At 62.2% G+C, this 24,019-nt stretch carries 23 protein-coding genes and 1 tRNA gene; 17 read left to right on the top strand and 7 right to left on the bottom strand.

Features of this window, described 5'->3' with window-relative positions:
- Nucleotides 1–44: 44 nt before the first annotated feature.
- Nucleotides 45–872, bottom strand: a complete 828-nt coding sequence (locus AC6I9R_RS21725) for an SDR family NAD(P)-dependent oxidoreductase (RefSeq protein WP_461428575.1) — start codon at nt 870–872, stop codon at nt 45–47.
- A gap of 72 nt (nt 873–944) precedes the next feature.
- Nucleotides 945–1,541: an SH3 domain-containing protein gene (locus AC6I9R_RS21720; protein WP_461428574.1), complete on the bottom strand. Its 597-nt coding sequence runs from the start codon at nt 1,539–1,541 to the stop codon at nt 945–947.
- A 150-nt stretch (nt 1,542–1,691) separates the two neighbouring features.
- Between AC6I9R_RS21720 and parC the strand changes: the two genes are divergently transcribed.
- Complete coding sequence (gene parC / locus AC6I9R_RS21715) at nt 1,692–4,007, top strand: DNA topoisomerase IV subunit A (protein ID WP_461428573.1); 2,316 nt, start codon at nt 1,692–1,694, stop codon at nt 4,005–4,007.
- Nucleotides 4,008–4,011: 4 nt separating this feature from the next.
- On the opposite strand, the gene AC6I9R_RS21710 is transcribed toward parC, so the two are convergent.
- Nucleotides 4,012–4,710 carry a class I SAM-dependent methyltransferase gene (locus AC6I9R_RS21710; protein ID WP_461428572.1) on the bottom strand — a complete coding sequence of 233 codons (699 nt, stop codon included), beginning with the start codon at nt 4,708–4,710 and terminating at the stop codon, nt 4,012–4,014.
- Between the two features lie 145 nt (nt 4,711–4,855).
- On the opposite strand from AC6I9R_RS21710, the gene AC6I9R_RS21705 reads away from it, so the two are divergent.
- The 3 genes from AC6I9R_RS21705 to AC6I9R_RS21695 all read left to right on the top strand — a co-directional run bounded on the left by AC6I9R_RS21705 (nt 4,856) and on the right by AC6I9R_RS21695 (nt 7,933).
- Nucleotides 4,856–5,545 carry a hypothetical protein gene (locus AC6I9R_RS21705; protein ID WP_461428571.1) on the top strand — a complete coding sequence of 230 codons (690 nt, stop codon included), beginning with the start codon at nt 4,856–4,858 and terminating at the stop codon, nt 5,543–5,545.
- Nucleotides 5,546–5,660: 115 nt separating this feature from the next.
- Entirely contained in the window at nt 5,661–6,836 is a 1,176-nt protein-coding gene (tuf, locus tag AC6I9R_RS21700; protein ID WP_497863043.1) for an elongation factor Tu, read from the top strand.
- 587 nt (nt 6,837–7,423) lie between these two features.
- Nucleotides 7,424–7,933: a YdeI/OmpD-associated family protein gene (locus AC6I9R_RS21695; RefSeq protein ID WP_461429375.1), complete on the top strand. Its 510-nt coding sequence runs from the start codon at nt 7,424–7,426 to the stop codon at nt 7,931–7,933.
- 263 nt (nt 7,934–8,196) lie between these two features.
- Here AC6I9R_RS21695 and AC6I9R_RS21690 read toward each other — a convergent pair whose 3' ends face one another.
- The gene (locus AC6I9R_RS21690) at nt 8,197–9,009 is read right to left on the bottom strand and encodes a methyltransferase domain-containing protein (RefSeq protein WP_461429376.1); all 813 of its coding nucleotides are present in this window, start codon (nt 9,007–9,009) and stop codon (nt 8,197–8,199) included.
- A 234-nt stretch (nt 9,010–9,243) separates the two neighbouring features.
- Here AC6I9R_RS21690 and AC6I9R_RS21685 point away from each other — a divergent pair, with 234 nt between their 5' ends.
- Nucleotides 9,244–9,921, top strand: a complete 678-nt coding sequence (locus tag AC6I9R_RS21685) for a dimethylsulfonioproprionate lyase family protein (protein WP_461429377.1) — start codon at nt 9,244–9,246, stop codon at nt 9,919–9,921.
- Nucleotides 9,922–9,988: 67 nt separating this feature from the next.
- Here AC6I9R_RS21685 and AC6I9R_RS21680 read toward each other — a convergent pair whose 3' ends face one another.
- A complete protein-coding gene (locus tag AC6I9R_RS21680) occupies nt 9,989–10,258 on the bottom strand; it encodes a hypothetical protein (RefSeq protein ID WP_497863044.1) in 270 nt (89 codons plus the stop codon).
- Nucleotides 10,259–10,385: 127 nt separating this feature from the next.
- Between AC6I9R_RS21680 and AC6I9R_RS21675 the strand changes: the two genes are divergently transcribed.
- Nucleotides 10,386–10,461: transfer RNA gene (locus AC6I9R_RS21675), tRNA-Trp, on the top strand.
- A gap of 79 nt (nt 10,462–10,540) precedes the next feature.
- Nucleotides 10,541–10,921: a hypothetical protein gene (locus tag AC6I9R_RS21670; protein WP_461429379.1), complete on the top strand. Its 381-nt coding sequence runs from the start codon at nt 10,541–10,543 to the stop codon at nt 10,919–10,921.
- On the opposite strand, the gene AC6I9R_RS21665 is transcribed toward AC6I9R_RS21670, so the two are convergent.
- Nucleotides 10,918–11,379 carry a YdcF family protein gene (locus AC6I9R_RS21665; protein ID WP_461429380.1) on the bottom strand — a complete coding sequence of 154 codons (462 nt, stop codon included), beginning with the start codon at nt 11,377–11,379 and terminating at the stop codon, nt 10,918–10,920. The genes AC6I9R_RS21670 and AC6I9R_RS21665 overlap by 4 nt on opposite strands.
- A 74-nt stretch (nt 11,380–11,453) precedes the next feature.
- Here AC6I9R_RS21665 and secE point away from each other — a divergent pair, with 74 nt between their 5' ends.
- The gene (secE, locus tag AC6I9R_RS21660) at nt 11,454–11,645 is read left to right on the top strand and encodes a preprotein translocase subunit SecE (RefSeq protein ID WP_461429381.1); all 192 of its coding nucleotides are present in this window, start codon (nt 11,454–11,456) and stop codon (nt 11,643–11,645) included.
- A gap of 177 nt (nt 11,646–11,822) precedes the next feature.
- Nucleotides 11,823–12,356: a transcription termination/antitermination protein NusG gene (gene nusG, locus AC6I9R_RS21655; RefSeq protein WP_461429382.1), complete on the top strand. Its 534-nt coding sequence runs from the start codon at nt 11,823–11,825 to the stop codon at nt 12,354–12,356.
- 452 nt (nt 12,357–12,808) lie between these two features.
- Here the strand turns inward: nusG and AC6I9R_RS21650 are convergent, their stop codons facing one another.
- A complete protein-coding gene (locus AC6I9R_RS21650) occupies nt 12,809–14,395 on the bottom strand; it encodes a hypothetical protein (RefSeq protein ID WP_461429383.1) in 1,587 nt (528 codons plus the stop codon).
- Nucleotides 14,396–14,516: 121 nt separating this feature from the next.
- On the opposite strand from AC6I9R_RS21650, the gene AC6I9R_RS21645 reads away from it, so the two are divergent.
- The 8 genes from AC6I9R_RS21645 (at nt 14,517) to rpoB (ending at nt 24,004) form a co-directional block, all read left to right on the top strand.
- The gene (locus AC6I9R_RS21645; RefSeq protein WP_461429384.1) at nt 14,517–15,695 is read left to right on the top strand and encodes a hypothetical protein; all 1,179 of its coding nucleotides are present in this window, start codon (nt 14,517–14,519) and stop codon (nt 15,693–15,695) included.
- Nucleotides 15,696–15,865: 170 nt separating this feature from the next.
- Nucleotides 15,866–16,318 (top strand): 50S ribosomal protein L11, encoded by a 453-nt coding sequence (rplK, locus tag AC6I9R_RS21640; protein ID WP_461429385.1) that lies wholly within the window; start codon nt 15,866–15,868, stop codon nt 16,316–16,318.
- 3 nt (nt 16,319–16,321) lie between these two features.
- Nucleotides 16,322–17,020 carry a 50S ribosomal protein L1 gene (gene rplA / locus AC6I9R_RS21635; RefSeq protein WP_461429386.1) on the top strand — a complete coding sequence of 233 codons (699 nt, stop codon included), beginning with the start codon at nt 16,322–16,324 and terminating at the stop codon, nt 17,018–17,020.
- A 187-nt stretch (nt 17,021–17,207) separates the two neighbouring features.
- Nucleotides 17,208–18,011: a hypothetical protein gene (locus AC6I9R_RS21630; protein WP_461429387.1), complete on the top strand. Its 804-nt coding sequence runs from the start codon at nt 17,208–17,210 to the stop codon at nt 18,009–18,011.
- Nucleotides 18,012–18,035: 24 nt separating this feature from the next.
- Nucleotides 18,036–18,272 carry a hypothetical protein gene (locus AC6I9R_RS21625; RefSeq protein ID WP_461429388.1) on the top strand — a complete coding sequence of 79 codons (237 nt, stop codon included), beginning with the start codon at nt 18,036–18,038 and terminating at the stop codon, nt 18,270–18,272.
- A gap of 327 nt (nt 18,273–18,599) precedes the next feature.
- Complete coding sequence (gene rplJ, locus AC6I9R_RS21620; protein WP_461429389.1) at nt 18,600–19,112, top strand: 50S ribosomal protein L10; 513 nt, start codon at nt 18,600–18,602, stop codon at nt 19,110–19,112.
- A 62-nt stretch (nt 19,113–19,174) separates the two neighbouring features.
- The gene (rplL, locus tag AC6I9R_RS21615; protein ID WP_461429390.1) at nt 19,175–19,549 is read left to right on the top strand and encodes a 50S ribosomal protein L7/L12; all 375 of its coding nucleotides are present in this window, start codon (nt 19,175–19,177) and stop codon (nt 19,547–19,549) included.
- Between the two features lie 297 nt (nt 19,550–19,846).
- Complete coding sequence (gene rpoB, locus AC6I9R_RS21610) at nt 19,847–24,004, top strand: DNA-directed RNA polymerase subunit beta (RefSeq protein WP_461429391.1); 4,158 nt, start codon at nt 19,847–19,849, stop codon at nt 24,002–24,004.
- Nucleotides 24,005–24,019: the final 15 nt, after the last annotated feature.

Below are 24,019 nucleotides of genomic sequence, written 5' to 3'. Positions count from 1 at the left end.
AAGGGAAGTAGCAGGGTTGGCGTGAAAGGCTATAGCGTCCGGCCTTAAAGGCGCGCGGCGATGGCGTCGACCATCCGCTGCGGCAGCGCGCGGCGCAGGCCCTCGGCAATATGGACGGCGGGGGTGATGTGATAGCGCGGGCGCGGGTTGGGCGCTTCGATGGCGTGGATCAGGCGTTTCACGACGGCGTCAGGCTCGCGCTGGAACGGGGCGGGGCCCATGTCTTCATAGAGATGGCGCAGAAGCTCGCGCTTGTAGGCGCCAGGGTTGGCAGAGGCTTCCCAGTCAATCCACTTCTCAAAATGCGGGATCGAATTGACGCGGAATTTTGAGGTGACCGGCCCGGTGTTGAGGGTAGAGATATGAATGCCGGTCCCCCGCATCTCCAGCCGCAGGGTGTCTGTCAGCCCCTCCAACGCGTGTTTGGAGGCGTTGTAGGCGCCCCGCCATTTCATCACATGCCGTCCGAAGCCGGACGAGTGCTGGACGATGCGCCCGTGCCCTTGCGTGCGCATGGTCGGGATCACGGCGCGGGTCAGGTGATGCAGGCCGAACACGTTGGTTTCAAACGTGGCGCGCAGGGCGTCTGTGGGCAGGTCTTCAACGGCGCCGGGCAGCCCGAAACCCGCGTTATTGAACAGCGCGTCCAGGGTGCCGCCGGTTCGTTCAAGTACCTCGGCCAGCCCGGCCTCGATGCTGGCGGTGTCGCTCATGTCGAGGATGCCGCTCTCCAGCCCCTCGGCCTCCAGCCGCGTGCGGTCTTCGTCGCGGCGCACGCAGGCAAACACCCGCCAGCCGCGCGCATGGAGCGTGTGGGCGGCAACGTGGCCGATGCCGGAAGAGCTGCCGGTGATCAGGATGGATCGTGTCACGAGAACCCCCTTGCGTGTCGCAGCGTGCCTAGGACAGGGGAGGGACCCCGTGCAAGGGGGCGCGCAAGCGGATCAGTTCACCGGTTCCAGAAACTGCGCGGCCATGTAGCCTTCGATCCCGCTGCCAACGACCCGCAAGTGAGCCCAATTGTCCGGTGCTTCGGCAAGGAATTCGACCTGTTCCCCCCGGCTGAGTGACGTCAGAATCCGGGTGTTGGTGGAGGGGCCTTCGCGGAAATTCACCGCACTGGCCGCGACGCGCCACAGCTCAGCGGGCGCGGCGGGTGCTTCCGCCACGGTCTCACCCGCGACGGGGGTCGCGACGGTGACGCTGGCGACCACTGGTTGCGTTGTTCTAACGTCGGGCAGCAGTTCAACGGGGTTGATCACAGCGGAAATCTCCAGCCACTCACCGTCCGCGGTTTCCATGACAAAGCCATCGGAGGTTTCGATCAGGCCATCGGTCAAGGAAGCGCGCAGGGCGCGTGCCGAAGGCTCTCGGTCGCGGGGCGGGCGTTGTGCGCCGGCCTCGGCGTCCGAGATCATTGCCACAAGCCAGTTCTGCCCGGAGTTCCGGGTCACGGTGACATTCTCGCCGTGGTCCGCGGGCGGCACGACAATCAACACAACGTATATGGCCACGATCAACGTGACGGTCAGGCGGATCATCTCGCCCCCCTCGTCTATCAATGCCCCCAGAGAGTCAGGGGCTTAGGCAATTCCCCGATTCGAAAATACCCGATTCGCTTAAAACAACTGGTTAATCGTGACTTTTGTTCCTTGGCAGGCAGTCCACCGCCGTTTAAGCACATGATCTAGATGAGCAGTGATGATGACACACAAGATGCCAGCCCCGAGCAGCGTAACGTCTCGGAGCCGTTGAGCCGCGCAATCGGCTCGCGCTATCTTCAGTATGCGCTGTCGACCATCATGCACCGCGCCCTGCCGGACGCCCGCGACGGGTTGAAACCGGTGCACCGGCGGATCCTTTACGCGATGCGGGAGCTGCGGCTGGCCTCCAACGGCGGATTTCGGAAATCCGCCAAGATCAGCGGCGATGTGATGGGCAACTACCACCCCCACGGCGATGCCGCGATCTATGACGCCATGGCGCGCCTCGCCCAGGATTTCGTCATTCGCTATCCGCTTGTGGACGGACAGGGCAACTTCGGCAACATCGACGGCGATAACCCCGCCGCTGCCCGTTATACCGAGGCGCGCATGACGGCGATGGCCGAGGCGCTTCTGGAAGGCCTGTCGGAGGACGCGGTGAATTTCCGCGACAATTACGACGGCACCTTGCAAGAGCCCGAGGTTCTGCCTGCCCAGGTCCCGAACCTCCTCGCCAATGGCTCCAGCGGCATCGCCGTGGGCATGGCCACGAACATCCCGCCCCACAATCTGGACGAGTTGATCGCCGCCTGCCTGCATCTGATCAAAACGCCCGATGCCCGTGACGAGACGCTGCTGAACTACGTCCAGGGCCCCGATTTCCCCACCGGCGGCGTCATTGTGGAGCCGCGCGAAAGCATGGCCGAGACCTACCGGACCGGCAAAGGCGGCTTTCGCGTCCGGGCGAAATACGAGATCGAAGACCTCGGGCGCGGGCAGTGGCAGATTGTCGTGACCGAGATCCCGTATCAGGTCCAAAAGTCCAAACTGATCGAGAAACTGGCCGAGCTGATCCAGCTGAAGAAAATGCCGATCCTGGCCGATGTGAGGGATGAGTCCGCCGACGACATCCGCATCGTTCTGGAACCCCGTGCCAAGACCGTGGACCCCGACGTCCTGATGGCGGCCCTGTTCCGGCAGTCAGACCTGGAGAACCGCTTCAGCCTCAACATGAACGTGCTGATCGACGGGCGCACGCCCAAGGTCTGCTCACTGAAAGAGGTGCTGCGCGCCTTCCTCGACCACCGCCAGGATGTGCTGCTGCGCCGCTCGCGCCACCGGATGGCGCAGATCGATCACCGGCTGGAGGTGCTTGAAGGCTTCCTGATCGCCTTCCTCAACCTCGACCGCGTGATCGATATCATCCGCTACGACGACAGCCCCAAGGCCGCGCTGATGCGCGAGGATTGGGGCCAGGATTTCGTGCGTGCGACGTCCGAGGCCGACTACAAGACCCCCGGCCCGGGCGAGGGCGAGCTGACCGAAGTGCAGGTCGAGGCCATTCTCAACATGCGCCTGCGGTCCCTGCGGCGTCTGGAAGAGATGGAGCTGCAGGCCGAGCGTGATCGCTTGATGGAGGAACGCGCCAACCTCGAAGACCTGTTGGCCGAGGATGACCTGCAATGGGCGAAGATCGCCGAGGAACTGCGCGAGGTGCGCAAGAAGTTCGGCGCCAAGGCCGACGGCGGGGCGCGGCGCACGCAGTTTGCCGACGCCGGTAGCGTCGAAGAGGTCTCGCTTGAGGCGATGATCGAGCGGGAGCCGGTTACGATCGTGTGCAGTCAGATGGGCTGGATTCGCGCGATGAAGGGCCATGTGGACCTGGCGTCCGACATGAAGTTCCGCGACGGCGACGGCCCGCGGTTCGCGATCCACGCCGAGACGACGGACAAGCTGCTGATCCTTGGCTCCACTGGCCGTGTCTATACCCTTGGCGCCAACGGATTGCCCGGCGGGCGCGGCCTGGGTGAGCCTTTGCGCCTGATGGTTGACCTGCCCAATGAGGTGCAGATTGTCGATCTGTTCGTCCACAAGCCCGGTGCCAAACGCCTCATGGCCTCCAGCGCGGGCGATGGCTTCCTCGTGGCCGAGGAAGACATCCTCGCCCAGACCCGCTCGGGCAAGCAGGTGCTGAACGTGAAAGACGGCATCACAGCGCTCGTGTGCCGGGCGGTTGCCGCCACGGACGACCACGTCGCCGTCGTGGGTGAAAACCGCAAGCTGCTGGTATTCCCCTTGGAAGAGCTGCCTGAAATGGGGCGGGGCAAGGGCGTCCGGTTGCAGAAATTCAAGGACGGAGGATTGTCTGATGCGCGCACCTTCCGGTTGGAGGACGGGTTGACGTGGCTCGACCCCGCAGGCCGCACCCGGACCGAGACGGCGCTGACGGAGTGGACGGCAAAACGCGCTTCTGCCGGGCGCATGGCGCCGCGCGGGTTTCCACGGGATAACCGCTTCACCTGACGGTCTAGAACGGCAGTCCATCCAACGCCCGCCGGATCCGCGCCTGCGCCTTGATCATTCCCATCGGGAACGGCTTCACGAACCGGAACGCGGCCATGACCGAGCCTTCGAACACGTCGTTCTTGATCTCTTCAAACGAGTCCGGGAACCTCTCCACCAGGTTCCGCTGCACCCGAAACCGTTTTCGCGCCCGCCAGGTCGGGCGATCCTCCCAGAAGTGGTAATCCATCAGCACAACGATGGTCTCACCGGGCACAAAGGACGGCGCGAAGGTCGCCATCATGTTGTAGAAATGCGTTGGCGTCTTGGCCGCGTCATCGACGTAAAGGCCCACGGGCGCCCCGTCCCAGGTGATGTCCATGATGTCGCCCTTGTGCAGCGCGACCTTGCCCCCGAAGGGCGCGATCAACTGGCGGACCAGCGGGCGCGTGTCTTCCCCCTGCGCGATCTCGATCCCCAAGGCCGCGGCTTTGCGGACCTCGTCACTGCGGGCCTGAAACAGATCATAGGCGTGGATCGTGGCGGGGGCCTCGGCGTCCATTGTGCCCGCCCCCATCTGCGCGGTGTTCGCGCCAAGCCAGGGGCCGATCTCGACAATGCATTGGGGCGCCTTCACCTTTGCCGCCACAGCGCGCAGATACGCGCCAATCTCATAGCCCGACATGGCCGGGATCGATTGCGGATCGGGAAGGCGCGCGGACATGGGGCTGCTTTCAACGGATCAAGGCGGAAAGTCGCCGAGCGGGCCTTTTAGTAACACTTCGCCCCATCCGGTCAACCAACGCCTTTACCAACCTGTCCGCCAACCCTAGGTTCTGGCGAAATCGAATTCTTCAGGAGACCGACCGATGTTTCGCCCGGCCCGCATTTTGTCCCGTTTCACGCCCCTCGCCCTGATTGCCACCCTCGTGGCCTGCGCCGCCGGGGATCCGCTGGACGAAGAGCTGCCGCCGATGGGCAATTTCCGCCTCGCCCACAACATCGTCGTGGCTGAAAACATGCAGCAGGTCCCGCCGTCGCGGAACGCCACGCCCGAGGAATGGCAGGCGATCCTGGAATCCGAGATCGACCGCCGCTTCCGGGGTTATGAGGGCGACCGTCTCTATCATATCGGCGTCGCAGTGGACGGCTATGCCCTGGCGCCTCCGGGTATCCCGATTGTCCTTAGCCCGCGCTCGATCCTGGTGTTGTCGGTGAACATCTGGGACGACGAATTGGGCCGTAAACTGCACGACGAGGCCGAGCAGATCATCGTGTTCGAAGGCTCCTCGCCCGAGACTCTGTTGGTGGGCTCTGGCATTGCGCGCAACCGGTCCGAGCAGATGCAGATCCTGGCGCGCAACGCCGCGCGGCGGATCCAGCTATTCATGCTGGAAAACCCGGAATGGTTCGACATCTCGGCTGCCGAGGCTGCCGCCGCTGTCAGCGGTGTGGAAGCCCTGGCCGAGGCCGCCGAAGCCGAAGCCGCGATTGAAGCGGCCGCCGCCGAATGTGTCCCAACCGCCACGGCCCCTTGCCCAGAGGTCGCGGGCAACTGATCGCTTGATTTTGGTGGCTTGATTTTCGGGCCCAACCCGCATACCTCGCCCGCGATGATGAAACGCGTCTGTGCCCCAGGTTGGGGGTGTGGACCCCAAGGCGAGGTGCCATCTCATGGCAAAGGAAAAGTTTGAACGCTCTAAGCCGCATGTGAACATCGGCACGATTGGGCACGTTGACCACGGCAAGACGACGCTGACGGCGGCGATTACGAAGCAGTTTGGCGATTTTCAGGACTACGCGTCGATTGACTCGGCTCCGGAAGAGCGGGCACGGGGGATCACGATCTCGACGGCGCACGTGGAGTATGAGACCGAGAACCGCCACTACGCCCACGTCGACTGCCCCGGCCACGCCGACTATGTGAAGAACATGATCACCGGTGCCGCCCAGATGGACGGCGCGATCCTGGTGGTGAACGCCGCTGACGGCCCGATGCCCCAGACCCGCGAGCACATCCTGCTCGGTCGCCAGGTCGGCATCCCCTACATGGTCGTCTACATGAACAAGGTGGACCAGGTCGACGACGAGGAGCTGCTGGAACTGGTGGAGATGGAGATCCGCGAGCTGCTGTCCTCCTACGAGTACCCCGGCGACGACATCCCCGTCATTCCCGGCTCGGCGCTCGCCGCTCTGGAAGGCCGCGACGACAACATCGGCAAGGATTCCATCGACGCGCTGATGGCGGCCGTGGACGAGTACATCCCGACGCCCGCGCGCGCCGTGGACCAGCCGTTCCTGATGCCGATCGAGGACGTGTTCTCGATCTCGGGTCGTGGTACGGTTGTGACCGGTCGCGTCGAGCGTGGCGTGATCAACGTCGGCGACGAGATCGAGATCGTGGGCATCCGCGACACGTCGAAGACGACCTGCACGGGCGTGGAAATGTTCCGCAAACTGCTGGATCGCGGTGAGGCGGGCGACAACATCGGCGCGCTTCTGCGCGGTGTGGACCGTGACGGGATCGAGCGCGGGCAGGTTCTCTGCAAGCCCGGCTCCGTGACGCCGCACACCAAGTTCGAGGCCGAGGCCTATATCCTGACCAAAGACGAGGGTGGCCGCCACACGCCGTTCTTCGCCAACTACCGTCCGCAGTTCTACTTCCGCACGACGGATGTGACGGGCACGGTCGAGCTGCCCGCGGGCACGGAGATGGTGATGCCGGGCGACAACCTGAAGTTCAACGTCGAGCTGATCGCACCGATCGCGATGGAAGACGGCCTGCGCTTCGCCATCCGCGAAGGCGGCCGCACCGTCGGTGCTGGTGTTGTGGCAAAGATCATCGAGTAAGGTCGCGTTTCCATAGGAAACGCTGGCCAGTGGGCCTTGGGTGGCAGTGTTGTTTGGCGAAGCCAAACCGCACGAGAGCCCAAGGCAGCACCCGGCTGCAACTCAAGGAAAGGCCGCCTCTTGGGGCGGCCTTTGTCATGAGAGGGTAATCGATCTAGCGATTGAAGAAACTCAGGAAAGGCCATTCTTCGGGGTGGCCTTTTTGTGACTGCTCAAACCTGCTCAAGCTTGAGCAGTCTTATAATATACTGATATAAAACGATAAAAAAACCGCGTTAACCTGCTGTTAACCGCGCACCTACCGCCGCCCCACCCGGGCGGCCTTTTTGCTTGCCCTGCCTCAAAGCGTGCAGAGCTTGTGCAAACTTGCACCAGAGGGTCAAACCCCCACCACAAAACAATAAACTCATTATAGTAGAAGAACGGGAAAAGGGGCGTGAGGCTCGCGCGATCGGTCAGGCTGACGTCTGAAAGCTCGGGTCCTCGGGGCCGGTTAGGTGCTGGCACGCTCGTCACTTGGCCCGTTGCACCCGATCCCTGTTTCAGGGTTACTGACACTGCAGAAATCTAGCCAGGCAACCTGAGACATGAGCTATTTCCCCCACGCGTTCAGCGACACAGTCGCGTTGCATGGTGTCGGAAAATCCCGCGTCATCACCTACAAAGTGCTGTTCATGCCACCGCAATTTGAGGCCGAGTTGCCGTTCAAGACCTATCCCAGGCTGAGGGTAGAGGGCGAAATCGCCGACGTGCCCGTGCGTGGCGCTTGGATGCCGGTGGGGGACGGGCGGCGGTATTTCATCGTTTCGCCCGCGATCAAGGCCAACACCGGTGCGGACGTTGGTGACGTGGTTGAGATGCGCTTTCGCATCGATGATCAGGACTTTGTGGAGGTCCCCGAGGCGCTGGATGCGGCCATCGAGGCGGATGCCCACGCCAAGGAGCAGTGGGAAAAGCTGACGGCGGGTAAGAAACGGATGTTCACCAATCACGTCGCCTCGGCCAAAACGCCGCCCACCCAAGCGCGCCGGGTGAGCGAGGCGCTGACGGCCATCGCGGAGGGGATTACTCTGCGAGATCTTCAGAAGCGCAAGTAGTGGGCCTTGGTCTACGCCAGCGCTTTCGAAGCAGATCTGTTCATGGCGAAGGTTTGGGGTTCACGAGCCCCGACCTCAGTACTTTTTTCAGAAGCCGATGCGCGCTGCGTTCAGCAGCTTCGTCCCGGGATTATGGAAGCGGTGAAGCCGGGCGACATTCCGAAGGTTAACATCACTCTCCAAGACATAGCGGAGCACCGCTCGGCTGGCTGGGTGGCCTCATTCAGACGTGCTGCCCTGATACAAGCGCCCTTCCTACCAAATCACCCGCGTGCAGGCTTCACCGCGATCTGGCTGACGTAGGACATGAAACCAAAGAACGTGTTGGCAGATACCCGTTGCCGGGCCTCTGCTTTCAGGGCCTCCGCCGTGGCGGGGAAGAGCAGTTTGTCCTCGGCCATTCGGTCCGCGCCCCTGTCGATGACCGTCAGGAAGTAGGCCGCTTCGCCCTCCGCGACGTAGCCGTGGCCGGTGCGCGCGCCCAACTCAAAACCCGCGTCTGCCAGGATGCCCGAGATCTGGCGCATGATCCAAAGGTTGGTGACATTCTGGTTGATCATGTAGCGGATAAGCTGATCCAGCGGATCGAACGCCGCAATCTGCGCGGTCGCCGTGCTGTAGTCCCCATCACATACGGCCAGGACGCCGCCTGGCTTCAGGATGCGGAACGCCTCGTTCACGACCTCTTCCGGGCCGGGGACGTGGCACAGCAAGGTGTGCATCAGGACCAGATCGAAGGCCTCATCCGCAAGCCCGGTGTTCTTGGCGTCCCCGATTTCAAAGCTCAACCGATCATCATTCGCGAAGCTATTCTGGGCGCGGGATACCATGACCGGCGACGGCTCGATCCCGTGAGCCGTAGCTGCGCCGGCAATGTCCAACAGATCCTTGGTCACATGACCCGTGCCAGAGCCAAGCTCCACGGCCCGCGCATTCTCGGGAAGGTCGAGGTTGCCCAGATAGGCTTGCCGAATTGCGATCTGTGCGGGTTCCAGGCATCGGGCCTCCATCGCGGCGGCAATTCTTTCCTGAAGGGCCGCGTCTTGAGCGGCGAGATCAGAATAGGGATCAGACATTGGGTCAAACCTTCGTTGGGACGTGCCAGAGCATCATACGTTAAGGTTCCAAAATCCCAAAGAACGCACGGAGTGGGGATTACGGATTGGGCAATCGCCCTGTTCGCGGCAGTTTCTGTGCGCGGGGTCCCTTGACCTTCGGCGCGGGCTAACCCCGTGATTTCACCACTCGCCCCGCCTGTAATCCCTGCTAAACCGCCCGCAACGCCCGCACATCCAAACGAGAGCCTGCCCATGACCGAACCCACACCCCCGCGCCTGAAGGACAAGCCCAATTGGCTTTACCTGCTGCGTGAGTTTGATGCGCTCTATCGCTATGGCTCAGCCGGGGGGAGCCCCGCGATCCGGGCGCATCGCAAGAAGGTGCGCGACAGGTTGTCGACGGTGATTGGGGGCAATCCGGTGCTGACCGACCGAGAGAGCGCGGTGAAGCCGGTCACGGTGCATTTTGCGCGCGCGTTGGATCTGGGCGAGAGGGCCGCAATGCAGGGGATGGCGCGGGCGCTGCGCGAGGTGCGGGACGATCTGACCTGGGAATACGGGTATGAGAAGATTTCCCGCACGTTGAGCCAGAAATACGCCTATTGCGAGGTGTTGGGCCCCAAGGGGCCGGTGCCGAGCGACGATTTGATCCTGGGCTTCGTGCTGTTCGCGCCGCAGACGACCTATCCGCAGCATTCCCACAAAGATATTGAGGAGAGCTATATCTCGGTCTCGGGGGCGTGGTCCGAGAACAATGCGGCGGTGTTTGCGCCGGGGTCGTTGATCTTGAACCGCTCGGGCGATGAGCATCGGATCACCACGGGCGATCTGGATCCGTGCCTGTTGGCCTATGCCTGGGCCGGGCCGCCCGCGCGTCTGGCGAACCCGGGCATGAAGCTGACCCGGAAGCGGGTGGCCAAGGACAGCTGAATGGGCGGGTGCCCATGAAAAAGGCCGCCCCGGAGGGCGGCCTTGGCGTTGCCGTTTGTGTGGCAGGTTACTGGATCAGGCCTTCACGGCGGAACACGGCTTCGATCCGCTGGGTCAGGTAGCTGCGCGAGTAGTCATGGGAGCGGCTGATCAGCAGGTGCAGCTCGCCCACAGCAGCGCAATCGAGCGCGTGGTAGGGCAGGTTGCGGACCGTGACGGGCACGTTGTTGATCACGCCCTGGCGCAGCTGGGTGCAGCTGTGGCCGTCGGCCGAGGCGGTGGTGGCCATCATCGGCAGGGTAAGGGCAAGGGAAAGGGTCAAAACAAGGGATCGCATAAGGGGTTTCTCCAGAAGGGGTATCGACGTTTAGCCTAACACGGGAAATTTCAGAGGTACGAGTAGGGATTTCCGTAAGCGATATCTGGACATGGACGGGAATCCGGCCTAGGGGATGCCTCGGTCTAGGGGCGTAGCTCAGTTGGTAGAGCACCGGATTCCAAATCCGACGGTCGGGAGTTCGAGTCTCTCCGCCCCTGCCAGACCACCCTCTCGCATCTTGTGATTCGTCTGGCCGCGCGCCAAGTTGGGGGTCCGTGCCCCTCACAAGGTTGTGCTGCCATGATGAATGTCCGCCTTTCTGCCCTAGCACTCGTGGCGGTTCTGCTGCCCGCGCCAATTGCCGCGCAGACGTCGATGGTGGAATACACCGCCTTCATCGGGGAGCAGGACCTTTACAGCTCGGTCGGGGTGCGGTTGACGTTCCCATGGCAGGTCCTGCGGCAGGACCGGGCGAATTACCATCGCTTCGGCTTGCGCCAGCCCGGTGACGAATGGGACCCGATCTTCGATGACTTTGAGGCGCGGGGCCGGATGGAGGCCGCGTTGCAGCGGGGCTACATCTCGTCGGAGGCGTCCGACGACATCATGCGCGGCGGATCGACCGTGATCGTCCGCGTCTTTGAGGGCGGGCAGCGGGTAGAGGTGGACGTCCTGCCCTAGCGCAGCCGCAGCAGGACCGCGATTACGCCGGGGATCTCCCGCAACCAGCCTTTCACTTGTGGCCAGAGGCGCGCGCCGTTGAGCGGGGGGGCGCTGGTGGTGACGCGCAGGCCTTCGCGGCGGGCGATCAGGCGGGCGCGGGGCAGGTGGTAGGCGTCTGAGACGATCACCACGTCGCGGGTGTCGCCAAGCAAGGGCAGGGCGTTGCGGATGTTCTGCACAGTGTTGGTCGAAGTATCCTCCAGGCGGATCGCGCTGTCCGGCACGCCGGCCTGGCGCAGGACGTCAGCCATTGCCTTCGCCTCAGAGGGCGGAAAGCGCCCAAGCCCGCCGCAGGGGATCACGACGTCACCACGCCCGGCGTGGAACAGCGCCGCGCCATGGAGCGTGCGCCGCATCAACGTGGGCGAGGGGCCGTCCCGCCACACGGCGGCGCCCAGGATCAGGATCGCTGTCACTTGGCTTTAGCCTCCTTGCATGCGTCCGCTGCGATGCGTATATGCCATGCTGATCCAAGGAAGTGACCCTGCCCATGACCAATCCGTTCCAGTTTTTGCAGCAGACCCGCTCTGAAGTGGCGAAAGTCGTCTGGCCGGGCCGCCGTGAGGTGCTGACAACCACGGCGATGGTCTTCATTCTGGCCCTTGTCGCGGCGATCTTCTTTTTCGGCGTTGATTTCGTGATCCGCACGGCGCTGGAGCTGTTGTTGACCTCTTTCGGCTAACTTGGTCTGCCGGGGCTTGATTTCCCCCGGTTGGGCGCGTAATTCGCCTGCATTCCCAAAGCTTGAAGCATCCGACAGCGCGCACCGCTGGGATGTGGTAATGGGGAGAGGGCCGATTCTGGCCCGGTTGCAACATTCGGCCCCACGCGGGGCCCGCTAGAAAACGGAAACGCACCCATGGCGAAGCGCTGGTACTCGGTCTCGGTCCTGTCGAACTTTGAAAAACGCATCGCCGAGCAGATCAGGACCGCTGTGGCCGAAAAGGGCCTGGAGGACGTGATCGAAGAGGTGCTGGTCCCTGAAGAGGACGTGATCGAGATCCGTCGCGGCAAGAAAGTCACTGTGCCCCGCCGCTTCATGCCCGGCTATGTACTGGTGCGCATGGAAATGACGGACGTGGGCTACCACGTGATCTCGTCCATCCAGCGGGTCACCGGCTTCCTGGGTCCGCAAGGTCGCCCGATGCCGATGCGCGATGAAGAAGTGAACTCGATCCTCAACCGCGTGGAAGAGGGCGAAGCCTCGCCACGCTCCACCATCACCTACGATGTGGGTGAGAAGGTTAAAGTGTCCGACGGCCCGTTCGAGGATTTCGACGGCATGGTCGAGGAAGTGGACGAAGAGAACCAGCGCCTGAAGGTGACGGTGTCGATCTTCGGCCGCGCCACCCCGGTGGAGCTGGAATTCACCCAGGTGACCAAGCAGGTCTGAGCCCTGATATCCGGACGCAAAAAAAAGGCCGCTCCCATTGGGGCGGCCTTTTGAGTTACGGGGCGCAAGGGGCGGCCCCAGCTCAAGGATCTTCGTGCAAAGGCCACACGAAAGCCTTGAATCCTGAAATTCCAGAGTTTCCCAACGCCACGCGTGGTGCGGCCTTGGGAAACTCGCCACCTGCCTCGACACCTTACTCGGGTACTCAACACAATCATTAACCGTGCCCAGGACAGGTAGATCGGAGAACATGCCTGTGCCTAGCCAACGCGGCCCACACGCTAAATGGTTCAAAAAAAGGTGCCTGCTACGGCGACTTTGCATCGCACATTCTATGGGCCAAGTGGTACGAAATTGCGCGGGATGCGCCAATCACCCGAACGGGTGAAATCGTCGAATGACACAGAATTGCCTTGGTTTCCCGGGGCTTCAAGGGACGGGTGTGCGCGCGTCTAAAGAGGCTCCAGAACGTCGAGGGCCAGGGGCAGCGAGGTCGACAAATACGGGAAATAGGAGTCGATCCGATGGATCGGCGCGCCGATCTGATGCGCGAATTCGTCCAGATATCCCGGAGATTTTGTCATCGAGTTGCCGCTATGGATCAGCACCGCCTTCGGGCGAATATTGCTGTCGGGCGGAATGAAGGCCCAATCCACGCAGGAATAGCTGGCGTCGCGCCATATCCCCTCGGCCCGGTGGGCCGCGATGTCCTGAAAATTCAACTCGTCCGCGCGCAGGCCATCGGCGTCTTCCACCTTCCGCAGCTCCACCCCCAGAAGCGGGTGTATCCCGGCGGTCCGGTCCTCCATCCGTTCCAATTGATGGAACGCCAGCCCGAACATGTATTTCACGGTTTTCGGGGCGTAGAGGCAGGCCAGGCCGAAGGTTTTCATCTTGCTGCCAAAGCCGTTGATCACCTTGCGCGATACGATGGGCGGGACGATTTCCAGCCCGATGATCATCTGCACCCGTTCGGGGTAGCGCAGGGCAATCGAGTAGCCGAGCGCAAAGCCATCGGCGGCCGAGAAGACCGAGAACGTCTCAATCGCTTCATGGTTCATGATCGCCATCACGTCCGCGATGTGATCTTCCAGAAGCGGCTCCCCTTCCTTGGGGTTCAGTGAAGAGCCGCCGCGCCCCGCGCGACTGATGCGGATCACCCGCCAGCCGCGCGCGCGGGCCTGTTTGCGCCCATTCTCGGGCCAGTGACGGCCCTGGGTCATCCCATGCAGGAACACCAGGGTCTTGTCCGACGGGGGGCCGTCGATCTCATAAACAAGCGTGCGGCCATCGGGGCGTTCCAGCTTGTGCAGGGTGGCGCGCGCGGCAGGTGCGGCGCCAGAGGGTCGCGCCGGCATCAGGGTCGCGGCCTGGTTGGCCATTCGCAGGATGTCCGCCTGCGAGCTGACGCCGAGCTTGTTGGTCAGCGTTTTGACCTGGCTGCGCGTCGTCTCCCAGGATTTGCCCAACCGATCCGAGATCTCGCGCAGGGTGCCGCCCAGAAGCAGTTCCTGCAGCAAGAGGAACTCGGCGTGGGACAGCTCAAAGCTGTCGGCCACGAATTTGGAGATGACGGCCTGAAAGTTCTCGCCGGTGCGCTTGGTCTGGAATGCGCCGGTGGTGGCATCGCGCGACAGGATGACGAGTTCGGTGGCGTTCTTCTCGAACAGGCGTAGCAGGAGGGCGCCGGTCTCAGCATCGGTGTCGGTGGCCAGCCAGCCTTGCAGCCGCACAAGGTCTTCCGGGCGAATCTGACCTTGGACCGCTGCCACGACCGCCTGGGCATCTTCAAAGTGCGACGTCTCCAACGCGTCGCCCGGGACAGCGGTTGGGGCATCGGGCTCGGACAATTCGCCAAGCAGGCGCCAGGCCTGATCGGCGTGGTAGTCGAGCTTCGGGGACACCAGCGCGCCGTCGTCGTCATCCAGCCAGGACGTCAACATTTCCATCAGCGCATCAAGCTGAGCAGGGTCTGTCAGGCACTCATAGAAAGAAAGCAGGACTGTCCCCAGATCTGGCGTCGGTGTCTGATGTTCCATTGTGGCCAATGCGCTTCCCTGTTGGCCTGTCGGATTGGACGGCGGGTGGGCATGTTGTAGACGCATCGGCAGAGACAGGCCAGACCGGGTGGCGGCGACGGCTTGAAGCAGGAGAGACCTGATGGACGCGTTTCGCGCCGCGCTGGATACCTTGGATAGCCTTATGGCCAAGGCCGCGCCCGATGCGGCTGCGGTGAGTGCCGCGTTCACGCAACTGCGCCAAAACCGCGCGCCCCGGCCCGCGGCGCAGGATCTGAAACGGATGTTTGCCCATTGCTATGCGGCGCTGGAGCGGTGGCCTTACACGGACGAGGTTCGCAGCGCGCCAGGCCAGGGGTTCCGGATGTATTGGCAATGCGTGGGGTTGATCGAGGAGACATTCACCGACGAGGGCGCGCGTCACCGCAGTTTCATGCAAACCAGTGTGAACAGGTTCCACGTCTACGGCCTTCACCATGGGGAGGATACCCCGAGGCCCGCGCCGCCCCACGTCCACATGCCGCTGGACGAGGAAGAGGCCCATGCGTTGGCCGCGCCTTATCTGGCGATGCTGGAAGAGGGCATAGCGAAGCAGCCCTATTCGCATCTGAAACTGGCGTGGAATGCCTTGCGCCGCCCGGTGACGCCCTTTGATGCGGTGTTTGAGCGCTGGCTGGCGGATATCGACGCGCGCGGCCTGGGCAGCGGAAACAGCCTGCCCGCCCTGCGCACCGCCATGGCGCTGTCGACCCTGGCGCGGGAGGGGCGCCAGCACCTGCATTGGGACACAGTCAAGGCCGAGGTTTTGCCCAAGCTGGAGGACCCGCACCCGATGGTGGCGGCCAATGCGGGCGCATTCATTGGCATGTTGATGGGCCACGGGGCCGAGCGGATCGTGCGCAGCACACCGCCGCCCTTGCGGGAGTTTCTGGACGTTCTTGCAAACGTCAAAGGCTGCCGCCGCGCCGTGGCGGGCGGGTTTGTGGAGGCCTTCGATGGCTTCACCGAAGTGCAGCGTGAGGCGGGAGAGGGCTTTGATCTGGACGCCTGGGTGTTGGCAATTCTCGCTCACCCGACGCCGGAGCCTTATGTGCCGGGCACCCAGGCGTTCTGGTTCCCGGTCCATGAGTTTTACTGGCGCGACGTGGCGTTCATGCACCGCCTCTTGGATGCAGGGAACGACTGGGTGGCCTATATGTGCGCCACCGAAGGGGCGGAACTGGAGCTTGTCCGTCCCATCCTGGACCGGATTGCCGCCGGGCAGACCGAGTTGGCTCAGGCCGCGCGGGACTTCATCCGCCGCAACGAGACGCCTGCGTAGATTCCATTTGATCTCTCGGGGCAATCGCCGTATCAGGCGCCGTTCGCAGGTGGGGCATGCCCCATCCGTCAAACCCGTGGGAGGCGCGGCAATCGCGATTGCCAGACCAGACCACGGCCACATAGGCCGTTCCACGCGTGGGACAGCTGTTGGTATAAAGGAGAGGCCAGATGGCCAAGAAACTCGTCGGCTCGATGAAGCTGCAGATCCCTGCAGGTCAAGCCAACCCCTCGCCGCCCGTGGGTCCTGCCCTGGGTCAGCGCGGCATCAACATCATGGAATTCTGCAAGGCGTTCAACGCCAAGACGCAGGAAATGGAGCAAGGCGCGCCCTGTCCCACGGTAATCACGTATTACCAGGACAAGTCCTTCACCATGGACATCAAGACGCCGCCCGCGTCCTACTACCTCAAGAAAGCTGCTGGCCTGAAGCCCGTGGGCAAGCGCAACCGTCCGCGCGGTGCCGAGACGCCCGGTCGTGAGACCGTGGCCTCGATCACCCCCAAGCAACTGCGCGAGATCGCGGAAGCCAAGATGGTCGACCTGTCCGCAAACGATGTGGAAGCCGCAATGAAAATCATCCTTGGTTCCGCCAAGTCGATGGGCATCGAGGTGAAAGGCTAAACCATGGGTAAAATGGGAAAACGCTTCGCCGCTGCAAAAGCAGCCGTTGAAGGCAAAGAGAACCTGTCCGTCGAAGAAGCCGTCGCGCTCTTGAAGGGCAACTCCAAGACCAAATTCGATGAGACCATCGAGATCGCGATGAAGCTGGGTGTGGACCCGCGCCATGCGGACCAGATGGTCCGCGGCACGGTCAACCTGCCCAACGGCACCGGCAAGTCGGTCCGCGTGGCTGTATTCGCCCGTGGCCCCAAGGCCGAGGAAGCCACCGCAGCGGGCGCAGACATCGTCGGCGCCGAGGATCTGATGGAAACCGTCCAGGGCGGCACCATCGAATTTGATCGCTGTATCGCCACGCCCGACATGATGCCCATCGTGGGTCGTCTGGGTAAAGTGCTGGGTCCGCGCAACCTGATGCCGAACCCGAAGATCGGCACCGTGACCATGGACGTCAAAGAGGCCGTTGAAGCCGCCAAGGGTGGTCAGGTCCAGTTCAAAGCCGAGAAGGCCGGTGTGGTTCACGCCGGTGTTGGCAAGGCGTCGTTTGACGAGGCCAAACTGGTTGAGAACATCCGCGCGTTCGTGGATGCGGTCGCCAAAGCCAAGCCCACGGGCGCCAAAGGCACCTACATGCAGAAGATCAACCTGACCTCCACCATGGGGCCGGGCGTGTCTTTGAGTGTGGAAAACGCCACCGGCAACTGAATGATCCGATCCCGGCCCGAGGGCTGAGGTCAGATTTTTCCATAAGGCGGGTCCTGCGGGACCCGCTTTTTTATTGTAGCTGTGCCACAGGCCACCGCCGAATTGAAACGAGAGTGGTCTTTGGGGTAGAGTTGCCCCACTTAATGCTTGATACCTAAGAAAACATCCCATGGTTTGGACAATCCCCATGCCCGCATCGACCTTTACCCGCGCCTTGGCCGCCCTTCCGCTTGTGGCGACGGCTTTTGTTGCGTCCGCCCCGACGGCGTCTGCCAACGGCATCAACGTGCCTGCCCCCCGGGATCCCGTTTACGTGGCGCCCGTGCCAGATCGGGCCTTTCCGTCGGTCTTCGGCGTGAACTCGGCCATCCCGCCCGTGGGCGGCACGGGCTATATCGCAGGCACCTACGTCAACCCGCGGGAGGGTATTCCCGGGGCCGATAGCGATGGCGAGATTTCGATCGGCTACACCTTCGGCAATCCGATCGATGGGCTCTCGTTCTCGATCGGCGCAAATATCACCGGGCTCGAGCCTTTGGGCGACAGCGGCAACTTCGACCTCAGCATCGCGCGGGCCATTCAGGTCAGCGATACGGCAATGACCTTCATTGGCGCATCGGCGGGCGGCATTGGGGCGTTTGGCACAGCGACCGTCGATGAGGAGGCCTACAGCCTCTATATCTCGCACCTGACCGATGTCGGCCTGGGCGCGTCGCGGATGCCGATCCAGGTGACCGTGGGCTACAGCGACCACATCGAGCGGGCGACCGATGGCTCTGGCCAGATCGACGAGGGCTTCTTCTATGGCATCGGCCTTGGCGTCAGCCCCAATATGTCGTTGAGCGTATCGGGAACCGAGACCCAGTATAACCTGGGCGGTACGGTGACCTTCGATGCCGTGCCGGGCTTCAGCCTGTCGGGCGGCGTCTATGACGTGACCGATTTGACCAACCGCCAGCAGGTTTCCCTGACCGCAGCGTTCAGCTTCTGATTTTCTGAGAAAGGCAAGAATTCCATGCGACAGTTCAAGCTTCTCACGATTTCCACGGCGTTTGCGGCAGTGGTGGCAACGGGTGCGATGGCGGGCGGCAGCTCGGTCGACACCGGGCCGACGATCCCGCCCCAGGGCACGACGGCGACCACGACCGGGTCCGGCGTGGTGAGCACCCTTCGCAACGCCTATAGCAACCCGGGCCGCGCGCGGCGCTGCATCCTCGGCTGTGCAGCCACGGGTGCTGGCACCGACGAGTGAGTCCATAGGGCTTGGGCCCTGGGCTGGAGGGTGAATAAATCACCCTTGAGGCTTGGCAAATCAGACCGATCAGTTTAGTCACCCCCTTGCAGCAGAGCGTGCGATTCGTCGGACGCTCTTTTGCGTTTCGTCCGAGACGGTGGGTCGGGGCCCAAAGCCCCAATAATTCCTGCCTGAGATGGGATCAGACAGATGTTGAACGCTCAACCCGTTGAGCGCTTGGCGGTGTTCGGTTCCGTTGCCTAAGCGGACCAAAAACCGCCGGAGCGATCCGGTTAATAGAGCGGCGTAACCCCAAACATGGGGCCGCCAAGTTGGAGAAAACCTGTGGATAGAGCCCAGAAAGAGAAAGTGGTCGAGGAACTCGGCCAGATCTTTGAAAGCTCTGGCGTCGTGGTAGTTGCACACTACCAGGGCCTCACGGTTGCTAACATGCAAGATCTGCGCGGTCGCGTTCGCGACGCAGGCGGGGCCGTGCGTGTTGCCAAGAACAAGCTCGCCAAGATTGCCCTTGATGGAACGGATGTCGCTGGCATCTCGGACCTGATGACGGGCATGACTGTTCTTGCCTATTCGGAAGACCCGGTCGCAGCTGCCAAGGCTGCGGACGAGTTTGCCAAAGAGAATGACAACTACGTCATCCTTGGCGGTGCGATGGGCGAAAACATCCTGGATGCCGATGGTGTGAAAGCTGTCGCAAAGATGCCTTCCCGCGAGGAGCTTATTGCTTCCATCGTTGGTTGCATCGGCGCGCCCGCCGCCAACATCGCCGGTGCCATTGGCGCGCCTGCCTCGAATATCGCTTCCATCCTTTCGACCATCGAAGAGAAGGCGGCGTAAGCACCCGTTGAGAACCCGCCCCTTGTGGCGTTGGAACACATACTTAAATACGGAAAAAGCAAATGGCTGATCTGAAGAAACTCGCAGAAGAGATCGTTGGTCTGACCCTCCTGGAAGCCCAGGAACTGAAGACCATCCTGAAAGACGAATACGGCATCGAGCCCGCCGCTGGCGGCGCTGTCATGATGGCGGGTCCTGCTGACGGTGGCGGTGCTGCCGCTGAAGAGCAGACCGAATTCGACGTCGTGCTGAAAAGCCCCGGCGCCTCCAAGATCAACGTGATCAAGGAAGTTCGCGGCATCACGGGCCTGGGCCTGAAAGAAGCAAAAGACCTGGTCGAAGCCGGTGGCAAGATCAAAGAAGGCGTCGACAAGGCGGAAGCCGAAGAAGTCAAAGCCAAGCTGGAAGCAGCTGGCGCCGAGGTCGAGCTGGCCTAAGGCAGGTGCACACCAAGGGTGCACCCTACGCGGGCCCGGATCGCGGGTGCGTAGGGTGCACATTCATGGTGCACCACGGAACAATGGCTGGATCCTGGAGAAATCCGGGGTCCAGCTTACGTCTTGGAAAGGGCCTTCGTTTCAGGTGAAGGCGTTTTCCAAGGCGATAGCAAAAGGATCGTGCTTTGCCGGTGGGACGGCAGACAGATTGATCCGCTACGTCTTATATTCTTGCGAGCGCTCCGCCGAGGTCCCGGCGGCGAGGGTGCCGCGCGAGAGAGAAAGGTGCGAACGCACATGCCGCAAACCTACGCAGGCCAGAAACGTATCCGCAAATTCTATGGCAAAATCCGCGAAGTGCTGGAGATGCCGAACCTGATCGAGGTGCAGAAGTCGTCCTACGACCTGTTCCTGAAGTCAGGCGATCAGCAAGAGCCGATGGACGGCGAGGGCATCAAAGGTGTCTTCCAGTCGGTCTTCCCGATCAAGGATTTCAACGAAACCGCCATTCTTGAGTTCGTGAAATACGAGCTTGAGCAGCCTAAATTCGACGTCGAAGAGTGTCAGCAGCGCGACCTCACCTACGCCGCGCCCCTCAAGGTGACGCTGCGGCTGATCGTGTTTGATATCGACGAGGATACCGGCGCGAAGTCCGTCAAGGACATCAAAGAGCAAGACGTGTTCATGGGCGACATGCCCCTGATGACGCCCAACGGGACGTTCGTTGTGAACGGCACCGAGCGTGTGATCGTATCCCAGATGCACCGCTCTCCCGGCGTGTTCTTTGACCATGACAAGGGCAAGACCCATTCCTCGGGCAAGCTTCTGTTCGCCTGCCGCATCATTCCCTATCGCGGGTCGTGGCTGGATTTCGAGTTTGACGCCAAAGACATCGTCTTCTCGCGCATCGACCGCCGTCGTAAGCTGCCTGTGACCACCCTGCTTTATGCGTTGGGTCTGGACCAGGAAGGCATCATGGATGCCTATTACGACACCGTCACCTACAAGATGGTGAAGAACAAAGGCTGGTCCACGAAGTTCTTCCCGGAACGCGTGCGTGGGACGCGCCCCGTCAGCGATCTGGTGGACGCCAAAACCGGCGAAGTCATCGCCGAGGCGGGCAAGAAGGTGACGCCGCGCGCGGTCAAGAAGTGGATCGACGAAGGGTTCATCGAGAATCTGCTGGTGCCGTTTGACGGTATTATCGGGCGTTTTGCCGCCAAGGACATCATCAACGAGGAAACCGGGGCGATCTACGTCGAAGCCGGCGACGAGTTGACCTGGGAAATCGGCAAAGACGGCGAAGTCAGCGGCGGGACCCTGAAAGAGCTGATCGATGCGGGCATCACCGAGATCCCGACGCTCGACATCGATAACGTCAACGTCGGCCCCTACATGCGCAACACTTTGGCTGTGGACAAAAACCTCAACCGCGAAGGCGCGTTGATGGACATCTACCGCGTCATGCGCCCGGGCGAGCCGCCCACCGTGGAGGCCGCGTCGAACCTGTTTGACCAGTTGTTCTTCGACAGCGAGCGTTATGACCTGTCCGCCGTCGGCCGGGTGAAGATGAACATGCGTCTGGATCTGGACGCGGAAGACACCATGCGGACGCTCCGCAAGGAAGACATCATCGCCTGCATCAAGGCGCTGGTGGAGCTGCGCGATGGTCGCGGCGACATTGACGACATCGACCACCTCGGCAACCGCCGGGTGCGCTCGGTCGGTGAGTTGATGGAGAACCAGTACCGCGTGGGCCTTCTGCGGATGGAGCGCGCGATCAAGGAGCGTATGTCCTCGGTCGAGATCGACACCGTGATGCCGCAGGACCTGATCAACGCCAAGCCAGCAGCCGCTGCCGTGCGTGAATTCTTCGGTTCTTCGCAGCTGTCGCAGTTCATGGACCAAACCAACCCGCTGTCTGAAGTGACGCACAAGCGCCGCCTGTCGGCGCTTGGGCCGGGTGGTCTGACACGCGAGCGTGCGGGCTTTGAGGTGCGCGACGTGCACCCGACCCACTACGGTCGCATGTGCCCGATTGAGACGCCGGAAGGCCCGAACATCGGCCTGATCAACTCGCTCGCCACTTACGCGCGAGTCAACAAGTACGGCTTCATCGAGACGCCATATCGCCGGGTTGAGGACGCGAAAGTCACCGACGACGTGGTCTATATGTCCGCGACCGAGGAAATGCGCCACACCGTGGCGCAGGCGAACGCAAACCTTGATGAGGGCGGTCGTTTCGTCAACGACATGGTCAACACACGGATGTCCGGCGAATACACGCTGAACCCCCGTGAAGCGATTGACCTGATCGACGTGTCGCCCAAGCAGTTGGTGTCCGTCGCTGCATCGCTGATCCCGTTCCTTGAGAACGACGACGCCAACCGCGCGTTGATGGGATCGAACATGCAACGCCAGGCGGTTCCGCTTTTGCAAGCGGACGCGCCTTTCGTGGGCACCGGGATCGAGGCCGTCGTGGCCAAGGACTCCGGCGCGGCCATTATGGCCAAGCGTGGCGGTGTCATCGACCAGGTTGATGCACAGCGGATCGTGATCCGGGCGACGGAAGATCTGGAGTTGGGCGACGCGGGCGTGGACATCTACCGCCTGCGCAAGTTCCAGCGCTCGAACCAGAACACCTGCATCAACCAGCGTCCGCTGGTGAAGGTGGGCGATCGGATCGGCAAGGGCGAAGTGATCGCCGATGGTCCGTCCACCGATATCGGTGAACTGGCGCTGGGTAAGAACGTGATCGTCGCGTTCATGCCGTGGAACGGCTACAACTATGAGGACTCGATCCTGATCTCTGAGCGGATTTCGCGCGATGACGTCTTCACCTCGATCCACATCGAGGAGTTTGAAGTCGCCGCCCGTGACACGAAGCTTGGGCCGGAAGAGATCACCCGTGACATCCCCAACGTCGGTGAGGAAGCGCTGCGCAACCTTGACGAAGCGGGCATCGTCTACATCGGCGCCGAAGTGGAGCCGGGCGATATCCTTGTGGGTAAGATCACGCCAAAGGGCGAAAGCCCGATGACGCCGGAGGAAAAGCTTCTGCGCGCCATCTTTGGTGAGAAAGCCTCGGACGTTCGTGACACATCGCTGCGGGTGAAGCCCGGCGACTACGGCACGATCGTGGAAGTCCGCGTCTTCAACCGCCACGGTGTGGAGAAGGACGAACGTGCCCTCCAGATCGAGCGGGAAGAGGTGGAACGCCTCGCCCGCGACCGCGACGACGAGTTGGTGATCCTGGAGCGGAACATCTACGCCCGTCTGCGCGGCATGATCATGGGCAAGACGGCTGTCAAAGGTCCGAAAGGCGTGAAGCCGAACACGGTCATCACCGACGAGCTGCTGGACGATCAACTGTCCCGCGGTCAGTGGTGGCAGTTGGCCCTGGAAGATGAGCAGGACGCGGCCCACATCGAAGCCCTGAACCAGCAGTTCGACACGCAGAAACGCGCGCTCGATCACCGGTTTGAGGATAAGGTCGAAAAGGTCCGTCGCGGCGACGATCTGCCCCCGGGTGTGATGAAGATGGTAAAGGTCTTCATCGCCGTGAAGCGCAAGTTGCAGCCCGGCGACAAGATGGCCGGTCGTCACGGCAACAAGGGTGTGATCTCGAAGGTTGTCCCGATGGAGGACATGCCGTTCCTTGCGGACGGCACGCCGGTTGATTTCGTGCTGAACCCGCTGGGTGTGCCTTCGCGCATGAACGTGGGTCAGATCCTGGAAACCCACATGGGTTGGGCCGCACGCGGCATGGGTCTGCAGATCGACGAAGCGCTGGACGAATATCGTCGATCGGGCGACATGACCCCGGTGCGCGATGCCCTGAAAATCGCCTACGGTGACGACGTCTACGACGACGCTTTCGCGGGCCGCGATGAGGAGTCTTTGCTGGAGGCTGCGGGTAACGTGACCAAAGGTGTGCCGATTGCAACGCCCGTCTTTGACGGCGCGAAGGAAGCGGATGTGAACGATGCGCTGATCCGCGCGGGTTTCTCCACCTCCGGTCAGTCGAAGCTGTTCGACGGTCGTACCGGTGAACAGTTCGCCCGTGAGGTGACGGTGGGTGTCAAATACCTGCTGAAACTGCACCACCTTGTCGACGACAAGATCCACGCCCGGTCCACGGGCCCGTACTCCCTCGTCACGCAGCAGCCGCTGGGTGGTAAGGCGCAGTTCGGTGGTCAGCGCTTCGGTGAGATGGAGGTCTGGGCGCTTGAAGCTTACGGCGCCGCCTACACCTTGCAGGAAATGCTGACAGTGAAGTCGGATGACGTCGCGGGCCGGACCAAGGTCTACGAGAGCATCGTGAAGGGCGAGGACAACTTCGAAGCCGGCGTACCGGAATCGTTCAACGTTCTCGTCAAAGAGGTCCGCGGATTGGGCCTCAACATGGAACTCCTGGATGCGGAGGACGACGAAGGCGGCATCGCGGCTGAATAAGCCGGTGCCCCCGGG

The organism is Gymnodinialimonas sp., from assembly GCF_059726805.1.
The sequence above is the reverse complement of the archived record's forward strand: the minus strand, read 5'-3'. Positions and strand labels throughout refer to the sequence as shown.